The sequence below is a fragment of the Brassicibacter thermophilus genome (assembly GCF_055378355.1).
Map to the genome: position 1 here is coordinate 2,658,518 of NZ_AP042446.1, position 23,184 is coordinate 2,681,701.

21 protein-coding genes and 1 other annotated feature are annotated in these 23,184 nt (G+C 30.4%); of the genes, 3 read left to right on the plus strand and 18 right to left on the minus strand.

Features of this window, described 5'->3' with window-relative positions; translation table 11 throughout:
• Positions 1 to 34 precede the first annotated feature (34 nt).
• Entirely contained in the window at positions 35 to 1,129 is a 1,095-nt protein-coding gene (locus ACZ41D_RS12760; protein WP_464151795.1) for a glycerol dehydrogenase, read from the plus strand.
• A gap of 81 nt (positions 1,130 to 1,210) precedes the next feature.
• On the opposite strand, the gene ACZ41D_RS12765 is transcribed toward ACZ41D_RS12760, so the two are convergent.
• The 9 genes from ACZ41D_RS12765 to ACZ41D_RS12805 all read right to left on the minus strand — a co-directional run bounded on the left by ACZ41D_RS12765 (position 1,211) and on the right by ACZ41D_RS12805 (position 11,773).
• A complete protein-coding gene (locus tag ACZ41D_RS12765; RefSeq protein ID WP_464151796.1) occupies positions 1,211 to 2,386 on the minus strand; it encodes an ABC transporter permease in 1,176 nt (391 codons plus the stop codon).
• Positions 2,343 to 3,719, minus strand: coding sequence for an ABC transporter permease (locus tag ACZ41D_RS12770; protein ID WP_464151797.1), 1,377 nt, complete (start codon positions 3,717 to 3,719; stop codon positions 2,343 to 2,345). Before ACZ41D_RS12770 ends, ACZ41D_RS12765 begins: the two co-directional genes overlap by 44 nt.
• 10 nt (positions 3,720 to 3,729) lie before the next feature.
• On the minus strand, positions 3,730 to 4,665 hold the full coding sequence (locus ACZ41D_RS12775; RefSeq protein WP_464151798.1) for an ABC transporter ATP-binding protein: 936 nt from the start codon (positions 4,663 to 4,665) through the stop codon (positions 3,730 to 3,732).
• A 24-nt stretch (positions 4,666 to 4,689) separates the two neighbouring features.
• Entirely contained in the window at positions 4,690 to 5,694 is a 1,005-nt protein-coding gene (locus ACZ41D_RS12780) for a hypothetical protein (protein ID WP_464151799.1), read from the minus strand.
• Between the two features lie 149 nt (positions 5,695 to 5,843).
• Complete coding sequence (locus tag ACZ41D_RS12785; RefSeq protein WP_464151800.1) at positions 5,844 to 6,497, minus strand: response regulator transcription factor; 654 nt, start codon at positions 6,495 to 6,497, stop codon at positions 5,844 to 5,846.
• A complete protein-coding gene (locus ACZ41D_RS12790) occupies positions 6,497 to 7,684 on the minus strand; it encodes a sensor histidine kinase (RefSeq protein WP_464151801.1) in 1,188 nt (395 codons plus the stop codon). Before ACZ41D_RS12790 ends, ACZ41D_RS12785 begins: the two co-directional genes overlap by 1 nt.
• Positions 7,685 to 7,739: 55 nt before the next feature.
• A complete protein-coding gene (locus ACZ41D_RS12795; RefSeq protein ID WP_464151802.1) occupies positions 7,740 to 8,663 on the minus strand; it encodes an AEC family transporter in 924 nt (307 codons plus the stop codon).
• A gap of 191 nt (positions 8,664 to 8,854) precedes the next feature.
• Complete coding sequence (locus ACZ41D_RS12800; protein ID WP_464151803.1) at positions 8,855 to 9,619, minus strand: gamma-glutamyl-gamma-aminobutyrate hydrolase family protein; 765 nt, start codon at positions 9,617 to 9,619, stop codon at positions 8,855 to 8,857.
• Between the two features lie 144 nt (positions 9,620 to 9,763).
• The gene (locus ACZ41D_RS12805; protein ID WP_464151804.1) at positions 9,764 to 11,773 is read right to left on the minus strand and encodes a sigma-54 interaction domain-containing protein; all 2,010 of its coding nucleotides are present in this window, start codon (positions 11,771 to 11,773) and stop codon (positions 9,764 to 9,766) included.
• A gap of 248 nt (positions 11,774 to 12,021) precedes the next feature.
• Between ACZ41D_RS12805 and ACZ41D_RS12810 the strand changes: the two genes are divergently transcribed.
• Both ACZ41D_RS12810 and ACZ41D_RS12815 read left to right on the plus strand, forming a co-directional pair.
• The gene (locus ACZ41D_RS12810; RefSeq protein ID WP_464151805.1) at positions 12,022 to 13,119 is read left to right on the plus strand and encodes an IS30 family transposase; all 1,098 of its coding nucleotides are present in this window, start codon (positions 12,022 to 12,024) and stop codon (positions 13,117 to 13,119) included.
• Between the two features lie 367 nt (positions 13,120 to 13,486).
• Positions 13,487 to 13,724 (plus strand) — a binding site (T-box leader).
• Positions 13,725 to 13,861: 137 nt separating this feature from the next.
• Positions 13,862 to 14,377, plus strand: a complete 516-nt coding sequence (locus ACZ41D_RS12815) for a tryptophan transporter (protein WP_464151806.1) — start codon at positions 13,862 to 13,864, stop codon at positions 14,375 to 14,377.
• 85 nt (positions 14,378 to 14,462) lie between these two features.
• Here ACZ41D_RS12815 and ACZ41D_RS12820 read toward each other — a convergent pair whose 3' ends face one another.
• From ACZ41D_RS12820 to nagA, 9 genes are all read right to left on the minus strand, one after another.
• Positions 14,463 to 14,810 (minus strand): rod-binding protein, encoded by a 348-nt coding sequence (locus ACZ41D_RS12820; protein WP_464151807.1) that lies wholly within the window; start codon positions 14,808 to 14,810, stop codon positions 14,463 to 14,465.
• Positions 14,811 to 14,846: 36 nt separating this feature from the next.
• On the minus strand, positions 14,847 to 15,644 hold the full coding sequence (gene flgG / locus ACZ41D_RS12825; protein ID WP_464151808.1) for a flagellar basal-body rod protein FlgG: 798 nt from the start codon (positions 15,642 to 15,644) through the stop codon (positions 14,847 to 14,849).
• A gap of 13 nt (positions 15,645 to 15,657) precedes the next feature.
• Positions 15,658 to 16,728: a flagellar hook-basal body protein gene (locus ACZ41D_RS12830; RefSeq protein ID WP_464151809.1), complete on the minus strand. Its 1,071-nt coding sequence runs from the start codon at positions 16,726 to 16,728 to the stop codon at positions 15,658 to 15,660.
• Positions 16,729 to 16,823: 95 nt separating this feature from the next.
• Positions 16,824 to 17,843: a rod shape-determining protein MreB gene (mreB, locus tag ACZ41D_RS12835; RefSeq protein WP_464151810.1), complete on the minus strand. Its 1,020-nt coding sequence runs from the start codon at positions 17,841 to 17,843 to the stop codon at positions 16,824 to 16,826.
• Between the two features lie 244 nt (positions 17,844 to 18,087).
• Complete coding sequence (gene spoIIID / locus ACZ41D_RS12840; RefSeq protein WP_464151811.1) at positions 18,088 to 18,342, minus strand: sporulation transcriptional regulator SpoIIID; 255 nt, start codon at positions 18,340 to 18,342, stop codon at positions 18,088 to 18,090.
• 100 nt (positions 18,343 to 18,442) lie between these two features.
• Positions 18,443 to 19,333: a peptidoglycan DD-metalloendopeptidase family protein gene (locus ACZ41D_RS12845; protein WP_464151812.1), complete on the minus strand. Its 891-nt coding sequence runs from the start codon at positions 19,331 to 19,333 to the stop codon at positions 18,443 to 18,445.
• Positions 19,334 to 19,470: 137 nt separating this feature from the next.
• Entirely contained in the window at positions 19,471 to 20,451 is a 981-nt protein-coding gene (spoIID, locus tag ACZ41D_RS12850) for a stage II sporulation protein D (RefSeq protein WP_464151813.1), read from the minus strand.
• A gap of 132 nt (positions 20,452 to 20,583) precedes the next feature.
• On the minus strand, positions 20,584 to 21,762 hold the full coding sequence (locus ACZ41D_RS12855) for a MalY/PatB family protein (RefSeq protein ID WP_464151814.1): 1,179 nt from the start codon (positions 21,760 to 21,762) through the stop codon (positions 20,584 to 20,586).
• A 256-nt stretch (positions 21,763 to 22,018) separates the two neighbouring features.
• Positions 22,019 to 23,182 (minus strand): N-acetylglucosamine-6-phosphate deacetylase, encoded by a 1,164-nt coding sequence (gene nagA / locus ACZ41D_RS12860; RefSeq protein ID WP_464151815.1) that lies wholly within the window; start codon positions 23,180 to 23,182, stop codon positions 22,019 to 22,021.
• Between the last annotated feature and the right edge of the window lie 2 nt (positions 23,183 to 23,184).

Here is a 23,184-nt window from a genome sequence, read left to right on the forward strand (position 1 = left end):
ATAATATTAAATCTAAATAAGGGGAGTGTGAAAAATGGCTAAAGTAATAATATCTCCAGGTAAATATATCCAAGGGAAAAATGAACTTGCAAACTTGTATAAGTACACAAAATCTTTAGGAAAAAACTTTCTTGTAATTGCTACCGAAAATGGCATAAAAAGAACAAAAGACACCATTGAAAAAAGTTTTAGCGGAAGTAACATAAAATTGACCTTTGAAAAATTTAATGGCGAGTGCTCAAGAAAAGAAATTGACAGATTAGGCAAAATTGTAGTTGATAATAAATATGATGTAGTAGTTGGAGTTGGTGGAGGAAAAATATTTGATACAGCTAAAGCAGTAGCTTATTACAATAATACACCTGTAGTCATTGTTCCAACTATAGCTTCAACTGATGCTCCTTGTAGTGCTCTTTCTGTTATATATACAGATGAGGGAGAATTTAGTGAATATCTATTATTACCTAAAAACCCTGAAATAGTGTTAGTAGATACAGCTATAGTTTCTAAAGCTCCTGCGAGGTTATTAGTAGCTGGTATGGGTGATGCTTTAGCTACATATTTTGAAGCAAGAGCATGTATAGCTTCAAATAGCGATGCTATGGCTGGAGGTAAAGCTACAAAAGCAGCTTTTGCTATTGCAGAGTTATGTTATAAGACCCTTATTAACGATGGCTTAAAAGCCAAACTAGCAGTAGAAAGAAAAGCTTGTACAAAAGCTGTAGAGAATATTATTGAAGCAAATACTTATTTAAGTGGTATCGGATTTGAAAGCGGTGGATTAAGTGCTGCTCACGCAATTCACAATGGTTTTACTGTACTTCATGAATGCCACCATTTATATCATGGTGAAAAAGTTGCATTTGGAACTATAGTTCAATTAGTACTTGAAAACAGTCCATTAGAAGAGATAGAAGAAGTAATTAATTTCTGCTTTGAAGTAGGACTACCTATTACATTAGAAGAAATGGGAATAAAAGAAGTAAAAGAAGAAGATATTATGAAAGTAGCAGAAGCTGCTTGTGCTGAAGGTGAAACTATTCACAATATGCCATTTAAAGTAACTCCTGACGATGTATATGCTGCTATATTGACTGCAGATAGCTTGGGTAAATTATATAAATTTTAATAATTAACGCAACAACATAAAAGAACAAAACATAAGGGGCGAACACACGAAAACCGTCCCCTTGTGTTCTGTTCTTGTATTCTATTCAAATTTAACCAGCTTTACTCCTACTGTAAAAAAGATAATTCCCATGATCATAAGAACTATTAGTGGTATTACTGCTGCTTTAAATCCTGCCCCATACATAGCTATTTGTTCCATACCTTGTATAGCCCATTTTTGAGGCGTTATATTTGCTAAGAATAAAAGTACCTTTGAATTTACTATCTCTAAAGGCCACATAGCACCTCCCAGCATAGAAGTGCTTACTAATATTACTGGTGTAATAGATGAAAGCTGTGCATAAGTCTTTACTAAACCAGATATCATAAGTCCAAGGCATGTTACTGTAAATACAAAGGCTGCAGCTATTAATGCTATACCTAGCATACTGTTACCCCAATCTATGCCAAATAAATATTTACCTACTAATATGAGAATATATACTTGAGATATGCCCATTAAAAAGGTAATTAATAAATTGCCCCCTAATATTGAAGCTTTACTTATTGGAGTAATTATAAGTTTCTGCCAAGTATTATATTTTCTTTCCTTCAAAATCTCCCCTATCCCAAATACAATAGTAAACATTGAAAAAAATAAAGAAAAACCTATCATCATGTGTTTTGTGTTATTATAGCTGTCCTGATTGTTTACATTAAAAAAACTCGTAGTAGAAAACAAAGGCTTTTTATAATTCAAACCATCTTCCATCATCTGAAAAGTTTCTTTCTCTATTCTTTCTTTATCAACTGAACTTTTATTTGCATAAATTAATTGAGAGGTCATTTTTGATACATTGTTGCTTAGGATTATCTCATTTATTTTCTGAGTCACTAAATTTTCAAATCCATATACCTCATTAGTATCCTTCATTTTCATTATATTTACATGAGGAATATCTCCATTTCTTATGATTTGCCCAAAGTCTTCATCTATTATCAGCGCTGCAGAAGTCCATCCTTCTTCCACATTTATAACTGCACTTTTATAGTCTACAAAACTAAGTTTATAAGATTTGTTATCTTTAAGGTCGTCTAGTAACATCTTAGAATAAGAACTATCGTCATTATTTACTACTAATATCTCTGTCACAGGGTTAGACATAACAGATAATGCAAAGATCGCTGTAAGCCCTATAGCCATAGCTGTCATTATAGCCATAATCCATAACTCATCTTTCAATCTTAACAGCCTTAATTTTAATATGCTTATCATCTTTATACCTCTCTTCCTGTGAAAATATAAATATTGAAATCGTAATAAGCACAATTCCAATGATAACTAGTAAAATCATAGAAGTTTTAATTTCTTCTAATCCATATCCGTACATTATTTTAATATAACTATTTAAAGCAATACCGTTTATCACAAATTTGTTTAGTTTTTGAACAAATTCAGGTAATATATTAACTGGAATGAAGCTTCCTCCAATTAAAGCCATAAATTGAACTACTACTGATTGAAAAACATCTGAAACTGTTGACTTTCTATACTTAAAAGCTATTGTAGATATCAGCATTCCTAACCCAGCTACTGAAAATACAGTACATATTGTAACTAATAAAACTAAAACTTTATTACCCCAATCTACCTTTAATACAGTACTAGAATATAGTATCATTATGAATATTTGCAACAATCCAGAGATAAATAGTGTAAAAAACTTTCCTGTTATGATTTCCCACTTTGAAATTCCTGCTACTGACATTCTGTCATAAGTAATATTTTCTTTTTCTTCTAATAGAAGCAATCCACCCTGACCTGCAATAAATAGAATAAACATAGTAGCCATTCCAACTGCATTATAATCAAAACTAGATAGAGGCTTTCTTTTATTTACTTTTATATAATTTATCACTTCTCCATCTTCATTGATGTTGTCTACAAAATTACCGATTATTTTATCTAAATTATTTAATACCTCATATGGTAAATCTTCTGACAAGACTTTCTCTATAACAACATTTTTACTCACTATAATAGATGACATTTTATCTGCAAACCCCTGCATAATATTATTTATTATATTAGTAGTGATATATTTGTCAGGATGCCCTATAACTTCAATATTCACTTTATTTCTAAAAGGTGTTAAAACATTTATTCCCATATTATACACAAATCTTTCTGGAAGTACGACTACTGCGTCAATCTTTTTATTTTCAAGTAGTTTTTCTGCTTCATCCATGTCTTTTATCTCATATTGTAAATATTTCTTAAGCTCTTCATTCTCTAAAAATTCTTCAAAAAATATTTTTTCCACATCAAAACTTATTTCTCCACTTTCAAAATAGGTCATTTCATCATTGTATGTGGATAAGTTTTTAAAAGTTGTATATAGCATCTTTTTGTCTTCAGCTGCATCATAATTCTTAACTACAGCTATATTAAATTTTTCATTGTTCCCTGAGTCAGACGTGAAAGTATTTTGTAATGCAAAGCCTAAAATAGTCATTAGTATAATAGGCATGAGCAAAGTTATTGCTAGTGCTTTTTTATCTCTTAACATTACTTTTAAATCTTTAATTATTATATCTAAAACCCTCATAGCTGCCTCCTTAATCCCTTAATCCTTTACCAGTTAAATGCAAAAATACTGATTCAAGGTTAGGTTTCTTTATATCAATGGACAGTAAGCTGCTATTAGTTTCAGAAGTTTTGTCTATAATATCTTTTAAAACATTTTCGCCATTATTTGTAAATAAGGTGATTTCATCTTCTACAATTTTCATATTTTTGACGTAATCTAATTGATTGATCTTGTTAATCAAGTTTTCGTTTACATCGTCAAATTTTAATACTATTTTATTTTTCTCATCTATCATGTTTATAAGCTGATCTTTAGTTCCAGATGCTATAATCTTTCCCCTATCCATTATGCTTATTCTCGTACAAAGCTGTTCTACTTCTTCCATATAGTGGCTAGTATATACTATTGTCATTCCTTCTTTGTTTAGCTTAAGTACTGTATCTAATATGTGGTTTCTAGATTGAGGATCAATACCAACTGTAGGTTCATCCATTATCAACAACTGTGGCTTATGCATCAAAGCAGCACCAATGTTAAGTCTCCTTTTCATTCCTCCTGAATATTTATCTACCTTACTTTTCAATCTATCGTGAAGCCCAATGATTTCACTAACTTCTTCAACCCTGCTTTTTAGTGCTTTACCTCTTAATCCATAAGCATGACCCCAAAATTTCAAGTTTTCATATCCTGTTAAGGTTGGATAAAGTGCTATCTCTTGTGGTACTACTCCCAAAGTTTGCTGTATTAATTTTGGTTTTTTTACTATGCTTTCTCCATTGTAAAATATATCGCCTTTCGTTGGTTTTAAAAGTGTTGAAATCATTGATATAGTCGTAGATTTACCCGCCCCGTTAGGTCCTAATAAACCAAATATCTCACCTTTTTCAACACTAAATGTTATATCATCTACTGCAAGGACATCTTTAAACCTTTTACTAACTTTCCGTATCTCTAATAACGACATACAGTTATCCCTCCATAAAAAATTTTACATTTTACCCATCATATCATTAAAAATAAAAGGAATACCTTGATCTATATTATTAATATCTAGGGTATTTTCTTCAGTTAATACTGGAAAATCAAATTTTTGTTCTTTTTCTATATCCCAGTTTTCTCTTTCTAAGTTAAATTGTATTTCTTTAATTTTTTCTTGTTTATCTGAATTTAATTTAATAAATACAGATATATTTTCTTTTATAATATAACCATCTACATCTATATAAGCACTATAATTAAAATCTGTAATTGTAAATTTTTCTACCCATTCATTTAATTCTTGAATTATTTCCTCTTTATTTTTACTATTTTTATCTAAAATACTGTTTCTTTCAAAAATATATTGAGTAAACAACTCGTCATTTAATAATATATTTATTAATTCAGCTACATAAGATTTTACTTGCTCTCCAGTCAAGTTGATAGTATAGTATTTAGCCTTTACTTCTCCATCTTCAGTAGAAAGGAGTATATTTTCTCCAGAAACTACGTCTTTCTGCCCAAAAAGCTTCATCCACTCATCTTTGATTTTTTCCTTAGTCTCGTTAGTAATAAAGATCGCATTGTCTTCATAATTATTTGCTTTATTTATTGCACCATACTGTTGTATATATTGATCTAGTTTGATATATTTCCCTAGTATAGGCAGCTTAATATATGCTTTGTCACCATCAAAATAATATTCTGTATCAAATCCTAGTCCACCAAAATTGAAATAATTTTTTGTTATAATTTTGTTTTGGGTGTTGTCAAATTTTAATTTAGTCTCTGACTCTACATTTCTAAAATAATTTAACTTTTTTATTTCTTCTTCAGTTAATCCTTCAGTATTATACTCCATAGAAATAGTGGCCTTGTTTAAGCTTTGTCCTTTAGTAATACTATTAGTCTTTTCTAATGCATCAATATAGTTTTCAAAATCGTTTTTTCCACAACCTGATAAAGAAAATAACGATATAGATAGTATTAATGTAAACAATAAAACTCTTTTCAAAATCATCCCTCCCCTTGTGTTCCTTGTATTCGTTATACTTAATCTTTATACCTATATTTTATTAATTTTTATTTCACTATACATATAACTATAGGCACTTGTTATTATAAAAACATATGACTTTTTGCATAAAAAAAACCTATAAATATTTATAGGCACAAATCATTTTTAACTGCAAATATTGCTAATTGAGTTCTATCTCTAAGATCAAGTTTATTTAGTATATTAGTTATGTGATTTTTAACGGTTCCTTCGCTTAAAAATAGTTCTTTTCCTATTTCTTTATTATTATAACCTTTACCTAATAAGCTTATTATATCTTTTTCTCTTTCAGTTAAAAGCTCTACTCTTTTATCTATATTTTTTACATTTTTGTTATTAGCCATTTGAGAAAATTTATCTATTACTTTTACAGCAACGTCTGGTTGAATTAAAGCTCCACCTTCATAGACTGTTTTTATTGCTTCTACTATTTTTTCAGGAGGTAAATCTTTTAATAGATATCCTGAAGCACCATAGCGTAATGCATCAAATATAAATTCATCATCATTAAATGTAGTAAGTATTATTACCTTAATATTAGGAAAATCTCTTTTAATTAATTTTGTTCCTTCCACTCCATTAGATCTAGGCATCTTAATGTCCATTAGAACCATATCAGGTACCTTTTCTCTGCAAAGGTCGTATGCTTCTCTCCCATTAGCAGCTAATCCACATACTTCTATATCTTCTTCTCCTTCAAGTATCATTTTTAATCCTGCCTTAAATATTTTCTGATCATCAGCTATTATAAGTCTTATCATTATTTTCCCTCCAAAGGCAAATATCCTTTTACAGTAAAGCCTTTATTGGCTGTAAAACTTATGCTGCCTTTTAAACCTTCAACCCTTTCTCTCATATTTCTTAATCCAAATCCTTCACTAATTTGCTCACTTCCTACCCCATTGTCTGTTATAAGAAAGTTTAATTTATCACCGTTATATTTTATATTTATTTCTACTTTAGTAGCTTTGCCATGTTTTACTGAGTTAGTTAGTGATTCCTGAATAATAGCATATAACACGGCACTAACTGAAACATCTGCATCTATAATATCCCCTTCTATTTTTAGTAGAGTTTTTATTCCGGTTCTAGTTGAAAATTTATTTACTAAATCCTTTATAGAATCAATAGTTTTTGTTTTCATATCATTTGGTTTCAATGTCCTTACTACTTCTCTCAATTTTGCCAATCCTTCTCTAGCAGTCTGTTTTGATTCTTGTAATATCAATTTAACTTTCTCTGGGTCTTTGTCTAGTAAACGTCCCATCAATTCCATTTCCATTATTAAGGCAGTCATATTATGTCCTATATTATCATGTAGTTCCCTAGCTAATCTATTTCTTTCTTTAATTATAGTAAGCTCTTGTATTTTTTTTGAGTATTCTTTAAGCTCTTTATGAGCATTCAGAAGTTCATTATATAATTGATCTTTTCTTTTCTTTTCTTCACGATAGTATTGAGCAAAGTTAGTTATGACTAATACAAATATGGTTACTAATATAAAAAATACAGTTTGAGAAATATTGTTTATATTAAATTTGTAGTAGAGTAGGAAAAAGAATTTTATTGATGAAACTACTGTTGCTGCACACCCTGTTATTAGGCTGTTTTTTTGGTCAAATAAAATAGATATATCTAATAGCTCTATTATGTAAAATGAATGAAAAAAATAATTTATTAAAAATCTTGAATTGTATTCCATAAGAAATATAGTTAATAAATCTACAATTACAAATACATAATTCATCTTTTGAGAACTGCTTTTTAAAGCCTTAATTATTCCTATTGATAAATATATTATAAATAGGAAAATTAATACGTATAACCTGTTACCTACAGCATTTTCAAAATATACAGCCCAATAAAACAACAGGAAAGCTAATATGAATTTTATAATGTATATAAATCTTTTCCTTCTTTTATCCATACTATCATCCTTTCCTATCAAAAACACATCAACACAAAAAAACCGTCCTCTTGTGTTCCTTACTTTGTGTTGAATTTTATAGTAATGATGTGATAAGCGGAATAGTGATGATACTTAAAAGAGTTGTTATGAATATTCCTTCTGATGCTAGTTTGTAGTCTGAATCATATATTTTCGCAAATATAGCTGCATTTGCTGCTACAGGCATAGCATTTAATACTACCAATACTCCTTTTACTATATCTGGTATGTTTATTTTCCATAATCCTACAATTATACATAAAGGAATAATTATCAACCTCATAAATGTAGTAAATAATAGTTTTTTGTTTTTTATGACGCTTTTAGCATCTGCATCTACTAGTAGCGAACCTGCTACTATCATTGCTAATGGCGTAGTAGTATCACCAAGGTATTTTAAGGATGTATATATAACATAAGGAAGTTTTAAGGAAAATATAAATAAAATAAGTCCTATAGCTATAGATATAATTCCTGGATTTACAATAAACTTTAGCTTCCCTTTTATACCTGTAGAATTGTTTTCATTATTTACTAAAGCAATTCCATGTGTCCACATAAATATATTAAAAACCACATTATAAGCTGCTCCATAAAATACTCCTATCTCACCATATATAGACATGAGTATAGGAAACCCCATAAATCCTATGTTTGGAAACAATATCATAAACTTGTATATTCCATTTGATGGTTGAGGTATTTTTAACGATCTAGCAAAAATCATAGCTATTATTATAAGAAATCCATATACAACAATTCCTAAGCCAATAATATACGCTAAGTTTTGCATGATATCAGGTGAAAACCCTCGATTCATAGATGTTATTATGAGTGCTGGTAATGTGATGTTTAATATAACACAAGACAAATCTTTAGTAAATATATCTGATATAATCCCTTTTTTTCTTATGTAATATCCTGTAATCATTAGTATAAATAATATAACAGTTTGGTTTAAAACCGGTATTAATTCCATTTACTTCCTCCTTTTTTTATAATAAGATCATTATGAGCATTTCAATTAATTATACCATACTATAATTAATAGTAGCAATCAACTTAAAATTGAGAACATTATAAAATAAAGAAGCTATTTCATCAATAAATGAAACAGCTTCCTAACAATAATCATTTTGGAAAAATTATATCAATATACTCTATTAATCATTACTGTTCTTCAGTAGTTGTACAGGCTTTTAGTTTACTAGCTTCATCAATTAATAAATCAAATATTTTTTGCATACAATTATAGTTTTGTGACATCATTTCTGGATGCCATTGTATTCCAAGTATAAATTCACCTCCTACTTTCTCTATTGCTTCTACTATACCGTCTTCTGAAACTGCAGCTATCTTAAATCCTTTAGCAACATCTTTTATAGCTAAATGGTGAAAGCTATTGGTAATAACCTTTTCACCGAATATTTCGAATAATTTAGTTCCTTTTTTAATTCTTACAGTATGTGTAGGAACATTTGGCAAATGTCCTTGATTGTGCTTTATGTAGCATCCATCAATAAGTGATAAATCTTGATACATAGTTCCTCCACTGGCAACATTGATAACATGAAGACCTCTGCAAATTCCTAAAATAGGTTTTTTCATTTTAGTTGCATAATTATAAATTGTAATATCAAAATTATCTCTTTTAGGTAAAATTGCACCAAGTTTTTGTGAAGGCTCCTCTCCCCATAATAGAGGGTTTATATCATGTCCTCCTGAAAAAATTACAGCGTCTACATTTTTTATTTGTTCTTTAATAACATTTTCCTCATATGTTAATGGAATAATATATGGAATTCCACCACTCCTAACTACAGATTGAATATAATCGTTATTTACATATGCCCGTTCATATCCTGGAAACATCCCACCTTCATCGATTATTAAGCTTCCTGTAATACCTATTATAGGTTTATATCTATCTATCATATTATTTCACCTCTATCCATCTTATTTATATAATAATTTATGCAACTTTTGTGCCATATTAAAAAAATAAAGAGATGCCATTTTCAACATGATCATCTCTTTATTTTATAAATCATATTTTCATAAATAGGTAAAATAGGTTACCTATTTTACCAAATATTTTTTTCCTTTATCAGTAATTTTACTTCCACCTCTGCCTACATAAGATGTAATTAAGCCAAGGTTTTTAAGATCTGATAATATTTTTCTTACTTCTCCTTCTGTAGTTATTACATCTTCATTCAGCAAAATTTTTAATATAGAATTTCTGCCAATAGGTATTCCTTTAATATTGTGATTATAAATAATTTCTAGTACTTTTAATGATATATCTGATAAAATTATTTGTTCGTTACAATTGTTATAATTACTACTTTCATTTGTTGGCATTAAATAATGTGGTAAATCTTCTATTTCAATAATATCTTTTTTGCACATCAATGATATATATGAACTAACATTCCAAAGCTCTCTAATATTACCAGGCCAATTATACTCTTCTAAAACTTTTCTAGCCTTTTTATCTATCTTAATTTCTCTACCTAAAAAATATTTTAGTAATAAAATAATATCTTCTTTTCTTTCTCTCAATGGTGGTATATTTATTGGTAATACATTTAGCCTATAGTAAAGGTCTGCTCTAAACTTTTTTTCTCTTACCATTTGTATTAAATTTCTATTAGTAGCCGATATTACTCTTACATCAATCTCAAAAATTTTGTCAGCACCTATTCTCATAACCTGCTTTTCCTGTAAAACTCTTAAAAGTTTTGTCTGAAGTTGAATAGGCATATCGCCCACTTCATCTAAAAATAATGTACCGTTATTAGCTTGTTCAAATAGTCCTGCCTTTCCTTCTTTTAATGCCCCAGTAAATGCTCCTCCTACATATCCAAATAATTCACTTTCTAATAAATTTTCAGGCATAGCAGCACAATTTACTGCTACAAAAGGCTGATTGCGTCTATGTGATTTGTTATGAATTGACTGTGCAAACACTTCTTTTCCAGTACCACTTTCTCCAGTAATTAATACTGTCAAATCTGATGTCGCTATTTTCTCAGCTAATTCGATACATTTCTTCATACTTTTAGATATAGTTTTTATGTCTTTAAAAGTATACTTTGCAATATGCCCCTTTTCTCTAAGTTTACTACTTAAATTTTGTTCTAGTTTTTTTATATAAGTTATCTCTTGTATATTATAATATTCTCTCTTCTTTTTACCAAATTCATTAATACATCGCTTATTTATGTTAAGGTATTTATTTTTGTATTTTATAACTTCATCTTTCAGCTCTTCTTTTGATAATAATCTCTTTAATTCTCCTTGAAATATCTTATTAATCTTACACCCGTATAAATTTCCTTGCGTTTTAAATATCTTTTCAAAACTTTTATTATATACAGATATGCTTCCATCTTCAGACGTAAGTACAATACCATCATTAGATAAATTTACTATCATATTGAGATCCTCTTTTTTTGTATAAAGCTCTTTATACTTGCTTTTAATTCCAGTATCTAAACTTACAACTTTTTCTGAGTATTCTATGAGCTTTTTACTTATTTCTTCATTGTCTATGTTAAGCTTACTCATAATAGTTAAAAATGTTGATACATCTATGCATCTATGTCCCAAGTCAATAATTTTTTTTATATGCTTTGGTACCCTATTGACTTCTCCAGGTGTTATAGCAATCTCAATATCTATATCACTATACTGTTTACTAGGGTCATAAGGTATAAGATTTAAATGATCAACACCAATTCTATATAAGAGGGAGACAGTTTCAAATGTAGTTTCTTCATTATCATTCACTACAAGGACATTAGTATTATTCGGTATTAAAAAAAGCTTATAAATTTCCTTTTCCATAATAGTTCTATTTATTACTATAATTTTTTTACTATCCTTTACATATTGCTTAACAGCTAATGCTCTTTGATCTGTCATAGTAAGAACTAAGTCATCCTCTATTATATATCCTTTTTTTAATGACTTTAAAAAATATGTATTTATTCTGATATAATCACTAAAAACTAATTTTAAATTTTTTTTAAGAAATATATCTAATGATGTATTGCCATCAGTAACTACACCTATCGTTTTCATATTAGTATCCTCCCTAAAACGTTTACTACTCTGTAAACAAAATTGAGGACCCGAAACCTTAGTACATCTTTTTCATTTTTTCTTGCATACTAAAATTATACTCTAAAGGATAAAACATTGTAAACCATTCGTACATATGAAGCGGTTCATTGTAAAATTAAATGCAACAGGTAAAAAATATAGAACCATAGTGAGAAATCCTGTATGATATAGTTATCCAAACTAAAAAAATATAGGGAGGTCTCACTATGGTTCAATCTAATTGTACCACGAAAAGACGCTCTTTTAAACACCTAAATGTATATGAGAGAGGAAAAATTGCAGCTCTTTTAGCTGAAGGAAAGAGCCTTCGATATATTGCAAGACAACTTGGTCGTAATGCTAGTACCATTAGTAGAGAAATAAAAAGAGGGACTGTAACTCAACTTAAGTACGATTTATCGACTTATGAAGCCTATTTTCCTGAAGCAGGCCAGGCAGTATATGAAAAACGTCGTAAAAACTGTGGCGCTAAATGCAAGCTTTCACATGCTAAGGAATTTATTGAATTTGCTGAAAAAAAGATGTTAGCAGAAAAGAAGTGGTCTCCAGATAGCATCGTAGGGTATTGCAAAAGAGATCCTAAATGGAAGGAAAAACCGATGGTTTGCACAAAAACTCTATATAATTACATAGACAGAGGATTTCTTAAAGTACGCAATATTGATTTACAACTCAAACCTAGATTAAAACCTAAAAATAAAAACAACTCCAAAAAACATAAACGAATTATGGGCAAAAGTATAGATTTAAGGCCAAAAGAAGTAGAAACTCGTAAAGAGTTTGGACACTGGGAAATCGATACTGTTGTCGGTAAACGTTCGAATGACGCAGTACTTTTAACATTAACCGAGAGGAAAACAAGATATGAATTGATATTTTTACTAGATTTAAAGAACAGTCAAGCTGTTCGTAATGTATTTGTAGAGCTTAAAAACCGATATGGTGCTTTATTCTCTAAGGTATTTCGTAGTGTAACCGCTGACAATGGCTCAGAATTTAGTGAATTATCCAGTATTTTAGAGAAGTATAAAAGTGAAGCCTACTTTGCTCATCCCTATTCATCATGGGAAAGAGCAAGCAATGAGAGACAAAATGGTATAATCAGACGTTTTATTCCGAAAGGAAAAACAATAAAAAGAATACCTTTATCATTCATCCAGAGTATCGAAGACTGGATGAATGAATATCCGAGGAAGATATTGGATTATAAAACGCCAAAAGAATGTTTTTATGAAGAACTATTGAGGTTATGTAAGAACAGTAATGAATTCAAGGACAAGCATTTGCTGTCGTCTATCGTTTGAGATTTAGCAAATAAATGTAGCTAAGAAACAAAAGACAGGAGTGCCTTAGTAAATGATCTTATATCGTTAAGGCCTTTCGGCTAGTATGCCAAAAGGCCTAAAGCCAATTATATCATTTCGATACGTTGTCAAGGTCGGGTAGTATTTTCTCGCATATGCTCGAAAATCTCCACCCTTCCCTTGACAACAAAATAAAGTAATATCGACCTAAAATTATAAAACTATAAGAGTTTGGATATCTATACCATACTTCTTCTCACAAAGTGTTGCATTTAATATTGCAATTTAAAGTACATATGAAGCCTTTTTTGTGCAAAAAACTTAATTGACAAATTAATTAATAAATGATAATATAGTATAAATTTAATCGTTTCCGTTGATAGGGAAGAGTAGTCATATGTTTAGTTATAGAGAGCTGGTGATGGTGGAAATCCAGTACGATAATATATGATGAATGGGCCCTTGAGGAGTAATGTGAAATGATACTATCATATTAGCATTACCGTAAGCCACACGTTATAGTGGATAGGGTATGTTAGTACCCGAAAGAGTGGTGTACTTTTGCACAATTTAGGTGGTACCGCGGATATTATTCCGTCCTATTAATAGGACGGATTTTTTTTATTCTTAAAATAGACTTGTTATATTTCTAAACCTTAAGGGGTGATGATGATGTGAATAGAAAATAGTAGGATAAAAGAACATATTGATATAAAAATATTATACGAGGAGAGTGTTAATTGTGAAATTAAAAAAATTTGTGATGAATTCTTTGTTATTAGCTATAGGTGCTCTTTTGCATCAAATTACTCCACCATTGGTTTTAGGAATGAAGCCTGATTTTTCTTTGGCAATGCTATTTATCGTTATATTTCTCAATGACGATTTTAAATCTTGTATAACTGCTGGATTGGCAATAGGAATATTTTCAGCACTTACTACTGGATTTCCAGGTGGCCAATTACCTAATATTATTGATAAGTTAGTTACTACAACTGTTATGTTCTTTATTATAAAATTAGCAAAAAACAAAATAAAAGAACAAATTGCTATGGTTATTGTTATGCTTTTAGGTACCATAATAAGTGGAATAGTATTTTTATCTTCAGCAGCTTTTATTGCAGGACTTCCAGGAAGTTTTACTGTGCTTTTGGTATCAATAGTACTTCCTGCAGCTTTGATAAATACAATAGCGGGTATGGTATTATACAATGCTGTTAAAATAAGTATAAAGAGAAGTAATTTTAAGATAGGATAAAATATTAGATTGGTACTTAAATAAGACGTAATAATAAAAGAAATTGCATGTTAAATGATATCATTTAACATGCAATTTCTTTTATTTATCTTCTTTTCATCTGCTCATAAAGCATTTTAGCGATACCTAGCCCTCCATTTGTTTGGCTTATTTTTTTTGCTACCTCTTCATCATACATGTCTTCGAATATCTTTGTTGCCATGCTCTTTTCTACTAAACCGTCTTCTGGTATAGTTGCACGCATTTCCTTTAGGAGCATATGAACAAATATGCTTTCAAATTCTTGGCATGCTTCCATGAGTTTTTTATCATCACCTGAATTTTTAAGATACTCAAATTTTTTTGATATACTATCAGTATCGCTAGCTTGTTTTTGTACTTGAGTTTTATATAACGTATTTGTTATATTATTTACACTATTTATATCGTTCATTATTTCACCACCTTATCTGGTGCTAACTTTCATTTTCTATCTTTTTAGATTATTAGTTATCTGCATCATTTCGTCTGAAGTTTGTATAGCTTTTGAGCTTATCTCATAAGCTCTTTGAGCTGTAATCATTTTTACCATTTCATCTACTATCTTAACATTTGAAGCTTCAAGGTATCCTTGTACTATTTTGCTGTCCATATCTTCTGAATCAACTGGTATTTCTTCTCCAGATGCTACAGATGAATTATATAAGTTTTGCCCTTCGCTTATTAATCCTGCTGGATTAGGAAACTTAACTATTTTTAATCTTCCTAATTCAACTATTTCTCCATCTTCGTCTTTAGCTGTAATAAAGCCAAATTCATCTATATTTATGTCTTTCAAACCTTCTTCTATGATAATCTGGTCATCATCTTCGTTAAGGACATAGTATCCTTCTGATGTTGTTAGTTTAGCTTCATCATCTTCTATACTGAGCTTAAAGCTCCCATCTCTTGTGTACCTTACTTCGTTATTTGGATTAACTACAGCAAAAAAACCATCTCCATCTATAGCTAAGTCTAATGGATTTTGTGTCTCTATAAGGCTTCCATTTTTAAAATCTCTTGTTGTAGCTGATGGCATAACTCCATGACCTACTTCTAGGTTAACTGGTCTGCCTTTGTCATCAGCAAGATTTGAATTTTTTATGGTAGAATAAAGTAAATCCTTGAATTCTACTCTAGAAGTTTTATAAGCTGTAGTATTTACATTAGCTAAGTTATTAGAAATATTATCTATATTAAGTTGTTGTGCCTGCATACCTGTTGCTGCTGTCCAAAGTGAACGTATCATATTACCATCTCCTTTATACTCTTCCTACTTCGCTTACTACTTTACCTATAAGCTCGTCTTGATATTGTACCAATTTTTGACTAGTTTCATAACTTCTTAAAATGGATATCATATCTACCATTTCTTTTATGGTATTTATATTTGATCCTTCTAGATATCCTCTCAATACCTGCCCCTGAAAAGCAGTTTCCAGAGGTTCTACTCCTTCTAAAATTTCATATGAGTTATTTCCTTTTTTTCTTAGATATTCCTTATTGTCTATATCTACTATATCGAGTTTGTCTATAACTTGGCCGTCTCTTATAATTTCTCCATTTTCATTTATAGTAAAATCATCCCCCTGAACTATAATAGACCCGTATTGTCCTAATACATAATATCCTTCAGAAGTAATAAGCTCGCCATTTTCATTTAATGAAAATGTCCCATCTCTAGTATATAGTGTCCTATCGCCATCTTGAACTTTAAAGAAACCATCACCTTTTAAAGCAAAGTCAAGTTTATTCCCTGTTTCTATAAGATTGCCTTGAGTAAAATCTATTACTACCTTATCTAATCTAACTCCTCTATTAGTCGTACCTATGACATTCATTGGTGCAAATGTTACTAGATTATCTATTATCTGCCCATTTGATAACACATTACCTTGATTGTCTATAGTTATATTTTTGTCCTCTACTTTTATAATGCCTTTTTTACCCATTATGTAATTTTCTCCATCAGATTTTAGATTGTCGTTTTTATCCCTATAATAAGTCTTTAAATAACCGTCGTCATCTACAGTAAATTTCAATTCCTGTGGATATCCAATACCTACAGGAGTCTTTACTCTGAAATATCCATTGTTTACAGATAACTGATAAACATCACCATCTTGGTTTACTTCTACTCCTTTAAATGCTCGTAAAGTTTTAAAATCTTTGTCGTTTATTTTGCTAGTCAATATTTCAGGAAAAGATTCTGATATAACAATATCTCTTTTAAATCCAGTAGTATTTGCGTTAGCTAGATTATTAGCTACCGCGTCCATTCTCCTTTGGTTTAACAATAAACCTGTTGTAGAAATATATAGCCCATTGTTCACGATTTCACACCCTCTTTTATATGTATTATCGTCATATTATTTTTTTTGTTTAATATTACAGTAAAAATAGGTCTATAATACTACTTATGTTAGAATCATCTCCTCTGTTGATCAGACACCATTCCATTGTCCATTATATCTACCCATTCTAGTGATTTACCTGTTCCTATAGCAACACATGATATAGGGTCTTCTGCAATTTTTACTGGCACACCAGTACGCTTTGTAATAAGCTTGTCCAGCCCATAAAGTAGTGAACCTCCTCCTGTCATAACTATACCTTGATTGCCTATATCTGCTGCTAATTCAGGTGGTGTTCGTTCTAAAACTGTATGTACTGTTTCCGCTATATCTGCAACAGGTTCCTCTAATGCTTCAAGCATCTCTTCTGATGATACATTAATATTTTTAGGTAAACCTGTCACCAAATTTCTACCTCTTACCTCCATGTATACATTTTTTTCTCTAGGATATGCTGTTCCTATATTTATCTTCAATTCTTCTGCACTACGCTCTCCTATCATCACATTGTGCTTTTTCCTTATATATCTAACTATAGCTTCATCAAATTTATCTCCTGCCACCTTTATGGATTTACTTACTACTATTCCTCCTAAGGAAATAACAGCTACATCAGAAGTGCCTCCACCTATATCTACAATCATATGTCCACTGGGTGCCGTTATATCTAATCCTGCTCCTATTGCAGCTGCTATTGGTTCTTCTATCAAATATGTTTTTCTAGCCCCTGCCTGGTTACTAGCGTCTAATACAGCTCTTTTTTCGACTTCTGTAACACCACTTGGTACACAAACTACAATTCTAGGTTTAAAAAGCATCTTACCTGCTGCTTTTTGTATGAAATATTTAAGCATTTTTTCCGTTACTTCATAATCAGATATAACACCATCTCTCAATGGCCTTATAGCTACAATATTACCTGGAGTTCGTCCAAGCATTCTCCGTGCTTCTTCTCCGACAGCTAAAAATTTGTTGGTATTTTTGTCGATTGCTACAACTGAAGGCTCTTGTAAAACTATCCCCTTTCCTTTAATATACACTAATATACTAGCTGTTCCTAAATCAATTCCCATATCGGCCCTTAGTGAAAACATAAAATTTACCTCTCCTTCTTAATTTATTAATATGGTTAAAGCTTCATGCTTTGTATAAGCAATTATATATTTATATTAGTTCATAAAATCTTCCGTTGGTTGTTTATATATATATTATTTCAATATTTCTATATTTTCTATGAAATTCCTCTTATTTTTTTTATTATTTCAAAAAAATTAAAAGACTTTTCCCACATTAGGAAAAGTCATGTAACTATATCTCTAAATATATAATCTTCTAAAGTTAATCATTGACAGCTTTATACTTCATTTTTGTTGCTCTTCCGCCCCTTATATGCCTTTCTGCCTTATTTTTTTCTAAAACCTTTTTTACTTTGCTTGCAACCAGAGGGTTTATCTTGGGAAGACGTTCCGTTACATCTTTATGCACGGTACTTTTACTTACACCAAAAATGGTTGCTGTTTGTCTTACAGTTGCTTGTTTTTCTATTATATATTCTGCAATTTCTAATGCTCTTTCTTCTATGTAATCCTTCACTGGTTTACCCCCTTTGTAACGGTATTTTATTTTACAATTAATTTACACTTTTTCTAAATACTTATGCATTTGCAAGTTATAATAGAACATATTTTAGCAGTTAATTAGTTAGCTTAGGTAAGTATTCTTTAGGGTCTACATTCTCACCATCTACTATTAATTCAAAATGTAAGTGAGGTCCTTCTGCCATTTCAAATCCAGCACCTTTACCTATTCCACTTATTGAATCACCTTTTTTCACTTCCTGTCCAACTTTAACCATCTCATCAGTAGATAAATTGGAGTATCTTGTAAGGATTCCATTGCCATGATCTATTGTAATAGTAATTCCCATAGTTTCGTCATTTTTTACTTCAGCTATAATACCGTCTTGTACAGCTTTTACTACACTTCCTTCTCTCGAAAGTATGTCAATACCTAAATGTGTAGTCCACTGCTCCAACGTTTTGGAATATACTAATTTATCTTCAGCATAATCCATTCCTATTTTGCCTTTCATAGGTACAATTAAACTTCCCAATATTTGTGACTGTTTTTGCTGGGATGAAACTGATGACACAGATACTACATTTTTCTTTTGTTCTTCAATTTTTTCTTCTTTTGTTTTCTCATCAGCATTAATCTCTTTAATTTGTTTATTTTCTTCTTTTACAGAAGTTCCATTTATATTTGTACTTTTAGTCGCATTCACCTCTTCTTTTGTTTCTTTGATATTTTCTTCTTTTGTAATTATATTTTCTTCATCATCAATTTGAGTTTCATCCCAGTCAAAATTGTTTTCAACAAAATCATTCTCCATATAGTCTTTGCTTAAGTCTTTTAACTTCTCTACATTGTTTTGCGATACCCACGCTGCAGTTGTAGCTACTATACATATACAAAGAAATAAAATAATATAAAAACCATCTTTATCAAATATTTTTGAAAATTTTTGTACTACTTTCCCTTGCTTTTTATTATTCCTGTTAGGACCTTTATTAAACTCATCCATTAACTCACCTCCAATAAAAACAAAACTTAACTGTTTAATATGTAGTATCTCCAGTTTTTTGTAATTAATACATGTATTTTTCTTTTTTATGTCTTTTAAATAAACCCATAAAAAAATAAACCGAGGAAAATCCTCGGTTATTTGTGTTCCTGTATTTGCACTCCTGTGTAATAGTGCTTAAGTATTTCTATATATGTACTTCCGTTTTTAGCCATTCCATTGGCTCCCCATTGACTCATACCAACTCCATGTCCATATCCAATAGTCTCTATATCCACTATTTTTGTTCTAGGATTTATGGTTATTTTAAAATTTGTAGAATTTAAGTTAAATAATTCTCTTAAGTCTCTGCCTGATACTACTTCATTATCTATCATTACCTTTTTAATTCTACCGCTATCACTACGTTCTATTAGTTTAATTTTTTCTTGAAGATTTTCCTCTGTAAGTTTCACATTTGGATATTTTTTTTCTAACTTTGTTATAAATTCGTCTACTGTCATACTTGTTACATCCTTAAGCTTTGGTGCTCCTTCTTCGTAAGGACTCGGTACTGACCTTAAGTATGGCAACGCATTTGCAAACACATCTTCTGAATCCTCCGTCATACCACCACTTGTCGAATGAAACAAAGGTTCTATTAATTCTCCATCAAATACTATTACTTCGTCTTTAGTTTTATCTACAGCTTCCGATATTTTAGACCAATATTTATCCATCCAACTTTGTGAATGAAGGCTTATTAACTCCTCTTTAGAAAGCCATGCTTGACAATGTATACCTGTACATAAAGCCGCCTCAGGATGGTCAGGATGCCCATTGGGATATTGCTCTATGCGCCTCAAAGCATAGGTTCTGGCAGCTACTGCTTGAGCTTTTAATGCTTCTATTTCAAATTCTGCAGGCATTTCTGCAGCTACTACACCTTTTACGTATTCTTCTAATTCAATGCTCTCTACTTTTTTTGTTCTAGTATTATATATTTCTACCATATGTATATTTTCAGTTTCTTCATATTGGGGATTTTCTGTAGCTACATCACAACCCTTAATCAATACAATAGGCATTATTATAGTTATAAACAGTATGAAAATGACAGTAATAAATATTCCCTTCATCTTGTCCCCCTCTTTATAATTTTCAAAATTTTGCAACTGTAATAATTATGCAAATTCTTCAAATGACATGCTTTTCCTTTAAATAAATTATGACGCTTATATCATTTTATGAATAAGAGGGGGAATATATGATTATTTTAAGTTTCTTATTGCTTTCTCTAAATTTATTAGTGCTTTTTTTAATGTTGACCTTGGACAAGCAATATTTAATCTCTGATATCCTGAACCTGCTTCGCCAAACATAAGACCATCATTTAAGGCTAATTTTGCGTCCTTTATTATAAATTCTTTCAATTCTTTATCATTCATATTTAGGTCTTTACAGTCTAACCACATCAGGTATGTTCCTTCAAGTTTTAGAGGTTTTATTTGAGGGATTCTATTGCTAAGAAATTCGCAAACATATTTATAGTTATCATATAGATAAGCTAAAAGATCTTCCAACCAATCCTCTCCATATTTGTATGCTGCTTCAGTAGCAACTACAGCAAATGGATTTGCTATATTAACAGATATTCTTTTCATTGTATCAGTAAATTTATTTCTAAGTTCTTCATTAGGTATAACAATTGTTGATGCTCCTAATCCAGCAATGTTAAATGTTTTACTTGGTGCATAACATGTTATAGTATTGTTTTCTAATTCTTTACTTATTAGTGCAATAGGAGTATGTTTATATTGCTTATATACTAAATCCGAATGTATTTCATCACATACAATTATAACATTGTGTTTTAAACATAATTCTCCTAATTTTGTTAATTCTTCTTTCGTCCATACCCTTCCTACAGGATTATGAGGGCTACAAAGTATCATCATCTTTGTTTTTTCATCAGACAACTTTTCTTCTAAGTCCTCAAAATTCATCTCATAATGGTCACCAACACGAACCAACTCATTTTTCACTAATATACGGTCATTGTTCTTAACTGCATTAAAAAACGGATAATATACAGGAGGCTGTATAAGTACTTGATCCCCTGGAGCTGTATATGTCATAACAGCCCAATTTAATGCAGGTACCACTCCAGGTGTATACAAAAGCCACTCTTTTTTCGTTTCCCAACCATGTCTTTTTTTTATCCATTCAATAATAGCATCATAATACGATTGTGGTTTTACCCCGTAGCCATAGATATTGTGATTAGCTCTTTCTTTTATTGCCTCAGATACCTTTGGTGGTACTTCAAAGTCCATATCAGCTACCCACATAGGAATAAGGTCATTAGCACCAAACCTTTCTTGTAACATGTCCCATTTGACACTGTTCGTTTTCCTTCTCTCCACTACCTTGTCAAAATCATATTTCACATTACCATCCCCTTTGCAAAAAAATTATTTTTACACAATGACTTATTTAATAATTATAATATTATGTGAGGAAATTGCATAATAAAATACTTTAACTTTGTAGTAATTATGCAATTTCCTCATGTTAATAATATACCTTAATATTAGAAAAAACAATATCTTGACAGTATTTACTATCAAGATATTGTTTCTCATTCTCAATTATCTTTTCTAATTGAATTTTATTTATTTATGAATTAAGCAACCTCTAATATTATCAAATTATATTTCCTTCAACCATAGTAAAGGAAACATTTAGGTTTTCGTCAAATGCTATTATGTCTGCGTCTTTGCCTATTTCTATACTTCCTTTCCTTTTATCTATGCCTATTGCTCTGGCTGGATTCAAACTGGCCATTTGTACTGCTTCCTTTAGCGGTACTCCTACTAAATGCACCATGTTATATACTGCTCTGTTTAGTGTTAGTGTAGACCCTGCTAATACTCCACTTTCTAGTCTAGCTTCACCATCTTTAACAAATACTTTTTGCCCTCCTAGTTCGTATTCGCCATCGCTTAGCCCTGCTGCCATTATTGCATCTGATATAAGTATTATTTTGTCTTTCCCTTTCATTTTTACTGCCATTTTCATTGCTGCTTTATGAAGGTGTATGCCATCGCATATCATTTCACAATACACTCTTTCGTCTGTTAATGCTGCTCCTATGACTCCTGGTTCCCTGTGAGTAAAACTTCTCATACCATTGTACAAGTGAGTTACTTGTGTTATCCCTCTTTCTATTCCTTCTATTGTTTCTTCGTATGTCGCATTTGTATGTCCTGCTGATATTTTTATCCCTTGCTCTTTTAAATACGTTATTGTTTCTTTGGCATTATTTATTTCTGGTGCTAAAGCTACTACTTTTATGTTTCCCTTTCCTTCTTTTATATACATTTTTAATTCTTCTATGTCAGGGGTTTTAATATATTCAGATGGCTGTGCTCCCTTTTTTTCTTGTGAAAAGTATGGCCCTTCTAGGTAAATTCCTAATACTTTTGCCCCTTTATCATTTTTTTCTTGTATGTATCTTGCTGCATTTTCTATTGCTTTTAGTATGTTCTCTTTAGGATTTGTCATTGGTGTTGCTAAGTATCCTGTTACTCCATTTTTTATGTGGTATTTGCTCATTGATTCTAATGCTTCGTAAGTGCCTTCCATGCTATCGTGTCCATTGTTGCCGTGATTGTGAATGTCTATAAATCCTGGTGATAAGTATTTTCCTTCTAAGTCTATTATTTTATCAAATTGATTTTTATATATAGTTTCATTTTTTATTATGTCTTTTATTTTCCCATTATTTATGATTAGTGAGTATCCTTTTTTTATTTCGTATGGAGTTATTATTTTTGAATTTTTTATTAATATCTTCAATAATATCACTT

Coding starts and splice junctions, on each gene's coding strand:
- ACZ41D_RS12765 (WP_464151796.1), bottom strand. CDS start 2,386: ATGATAAGCATATTAAAATTAAGGCTGTTAAGATTGAAAGATGAGTTA.
- ACZ41D_RS12775 (WP_464151798.1), bottom strand. CDS start 4,665: ATGTCGTTATTAGAGATACGGAAAGTTAGTAAAAGGTTTAAAGATGTC.
- ACZ41D_RS12760 (WP_464151795.1), top strand. CDS start 35: ATGGCTAAAGTAATAATATCTCCAGGTAAATATATCCAAGGGAAAAAT.
- ACZ41D_RS12845 (WP_464151812.1), bottom strand. CDS start 19,333: ATGGATGAGTTTAATAAAGGTCCTAACAGGAATAATAAAAAGCAAGGG.
- ACZ41D_RS12795 (WP_464151802.1), bottom strand. CDS start 8,663: ATGGAATTAATACCGGTTTTAAACCAAACTGTTATATTATTTATACTA.
- mreB (WP_464151810.1), bottom strand. CDS start 17,843: ATGTTTTCACTAAGGGCCGATATGGGAATTGATTTAGGAACAGCTAGT.
- ACZ41D_RS12770 (WP_464151797.1), bottom strand. CDS start 3,719: ATGAGGGTTTTAGATATAATAATTAAAGATTTAAAAGTAATGTTAAGA.
- ACZ41D_RS12810 (WP_464151805.1), top strand. CDS start 12,022: ATGGTTCAATCTAATTGTACCACGAAAAGACGCTCTTTTAAACACCTA.
- ACZ41D_RS12800 (WP_464151803.1), bottom strand. CDS start 9,619: ATGATAGATAGATATAAACCTATAATAGGTATTACAGGAAGCTTAATA.
- spoIID (WP_464151813.1), bottom strand. CDS start 20,451: ATGAAGGGAATATTTATTACTGTCATTTTCATACTGTTTATAACTATA.
- ACZ41D_RS12805 (WP_464151804.1), bottom strand. CDS start 11,773: ATGAAAACGATAGGTGTAGTTACTGATGGCAATACATCATTAGATATA.
- ACZ41D_RS12820 (WP_464151807.1), bottom strand. CDS start 14,810: ATGAACGATATAAATAGTGTAAATAATATAACAAATACGTTATATAAA.
- flgG (WP_464151808.1), bottom strand. CDS start 15,644: ATGATACGTTCACTTTGGACAGCAGCAACAGGTATGCAGGCACAACAA.
- ACZ41D_RS12785 (WP_464151800.1), bottom strand. CDS start 6,497: ATGATAAGACTTATAATAGCTGATGATCAGAAAATATTTAAGGCAGGA.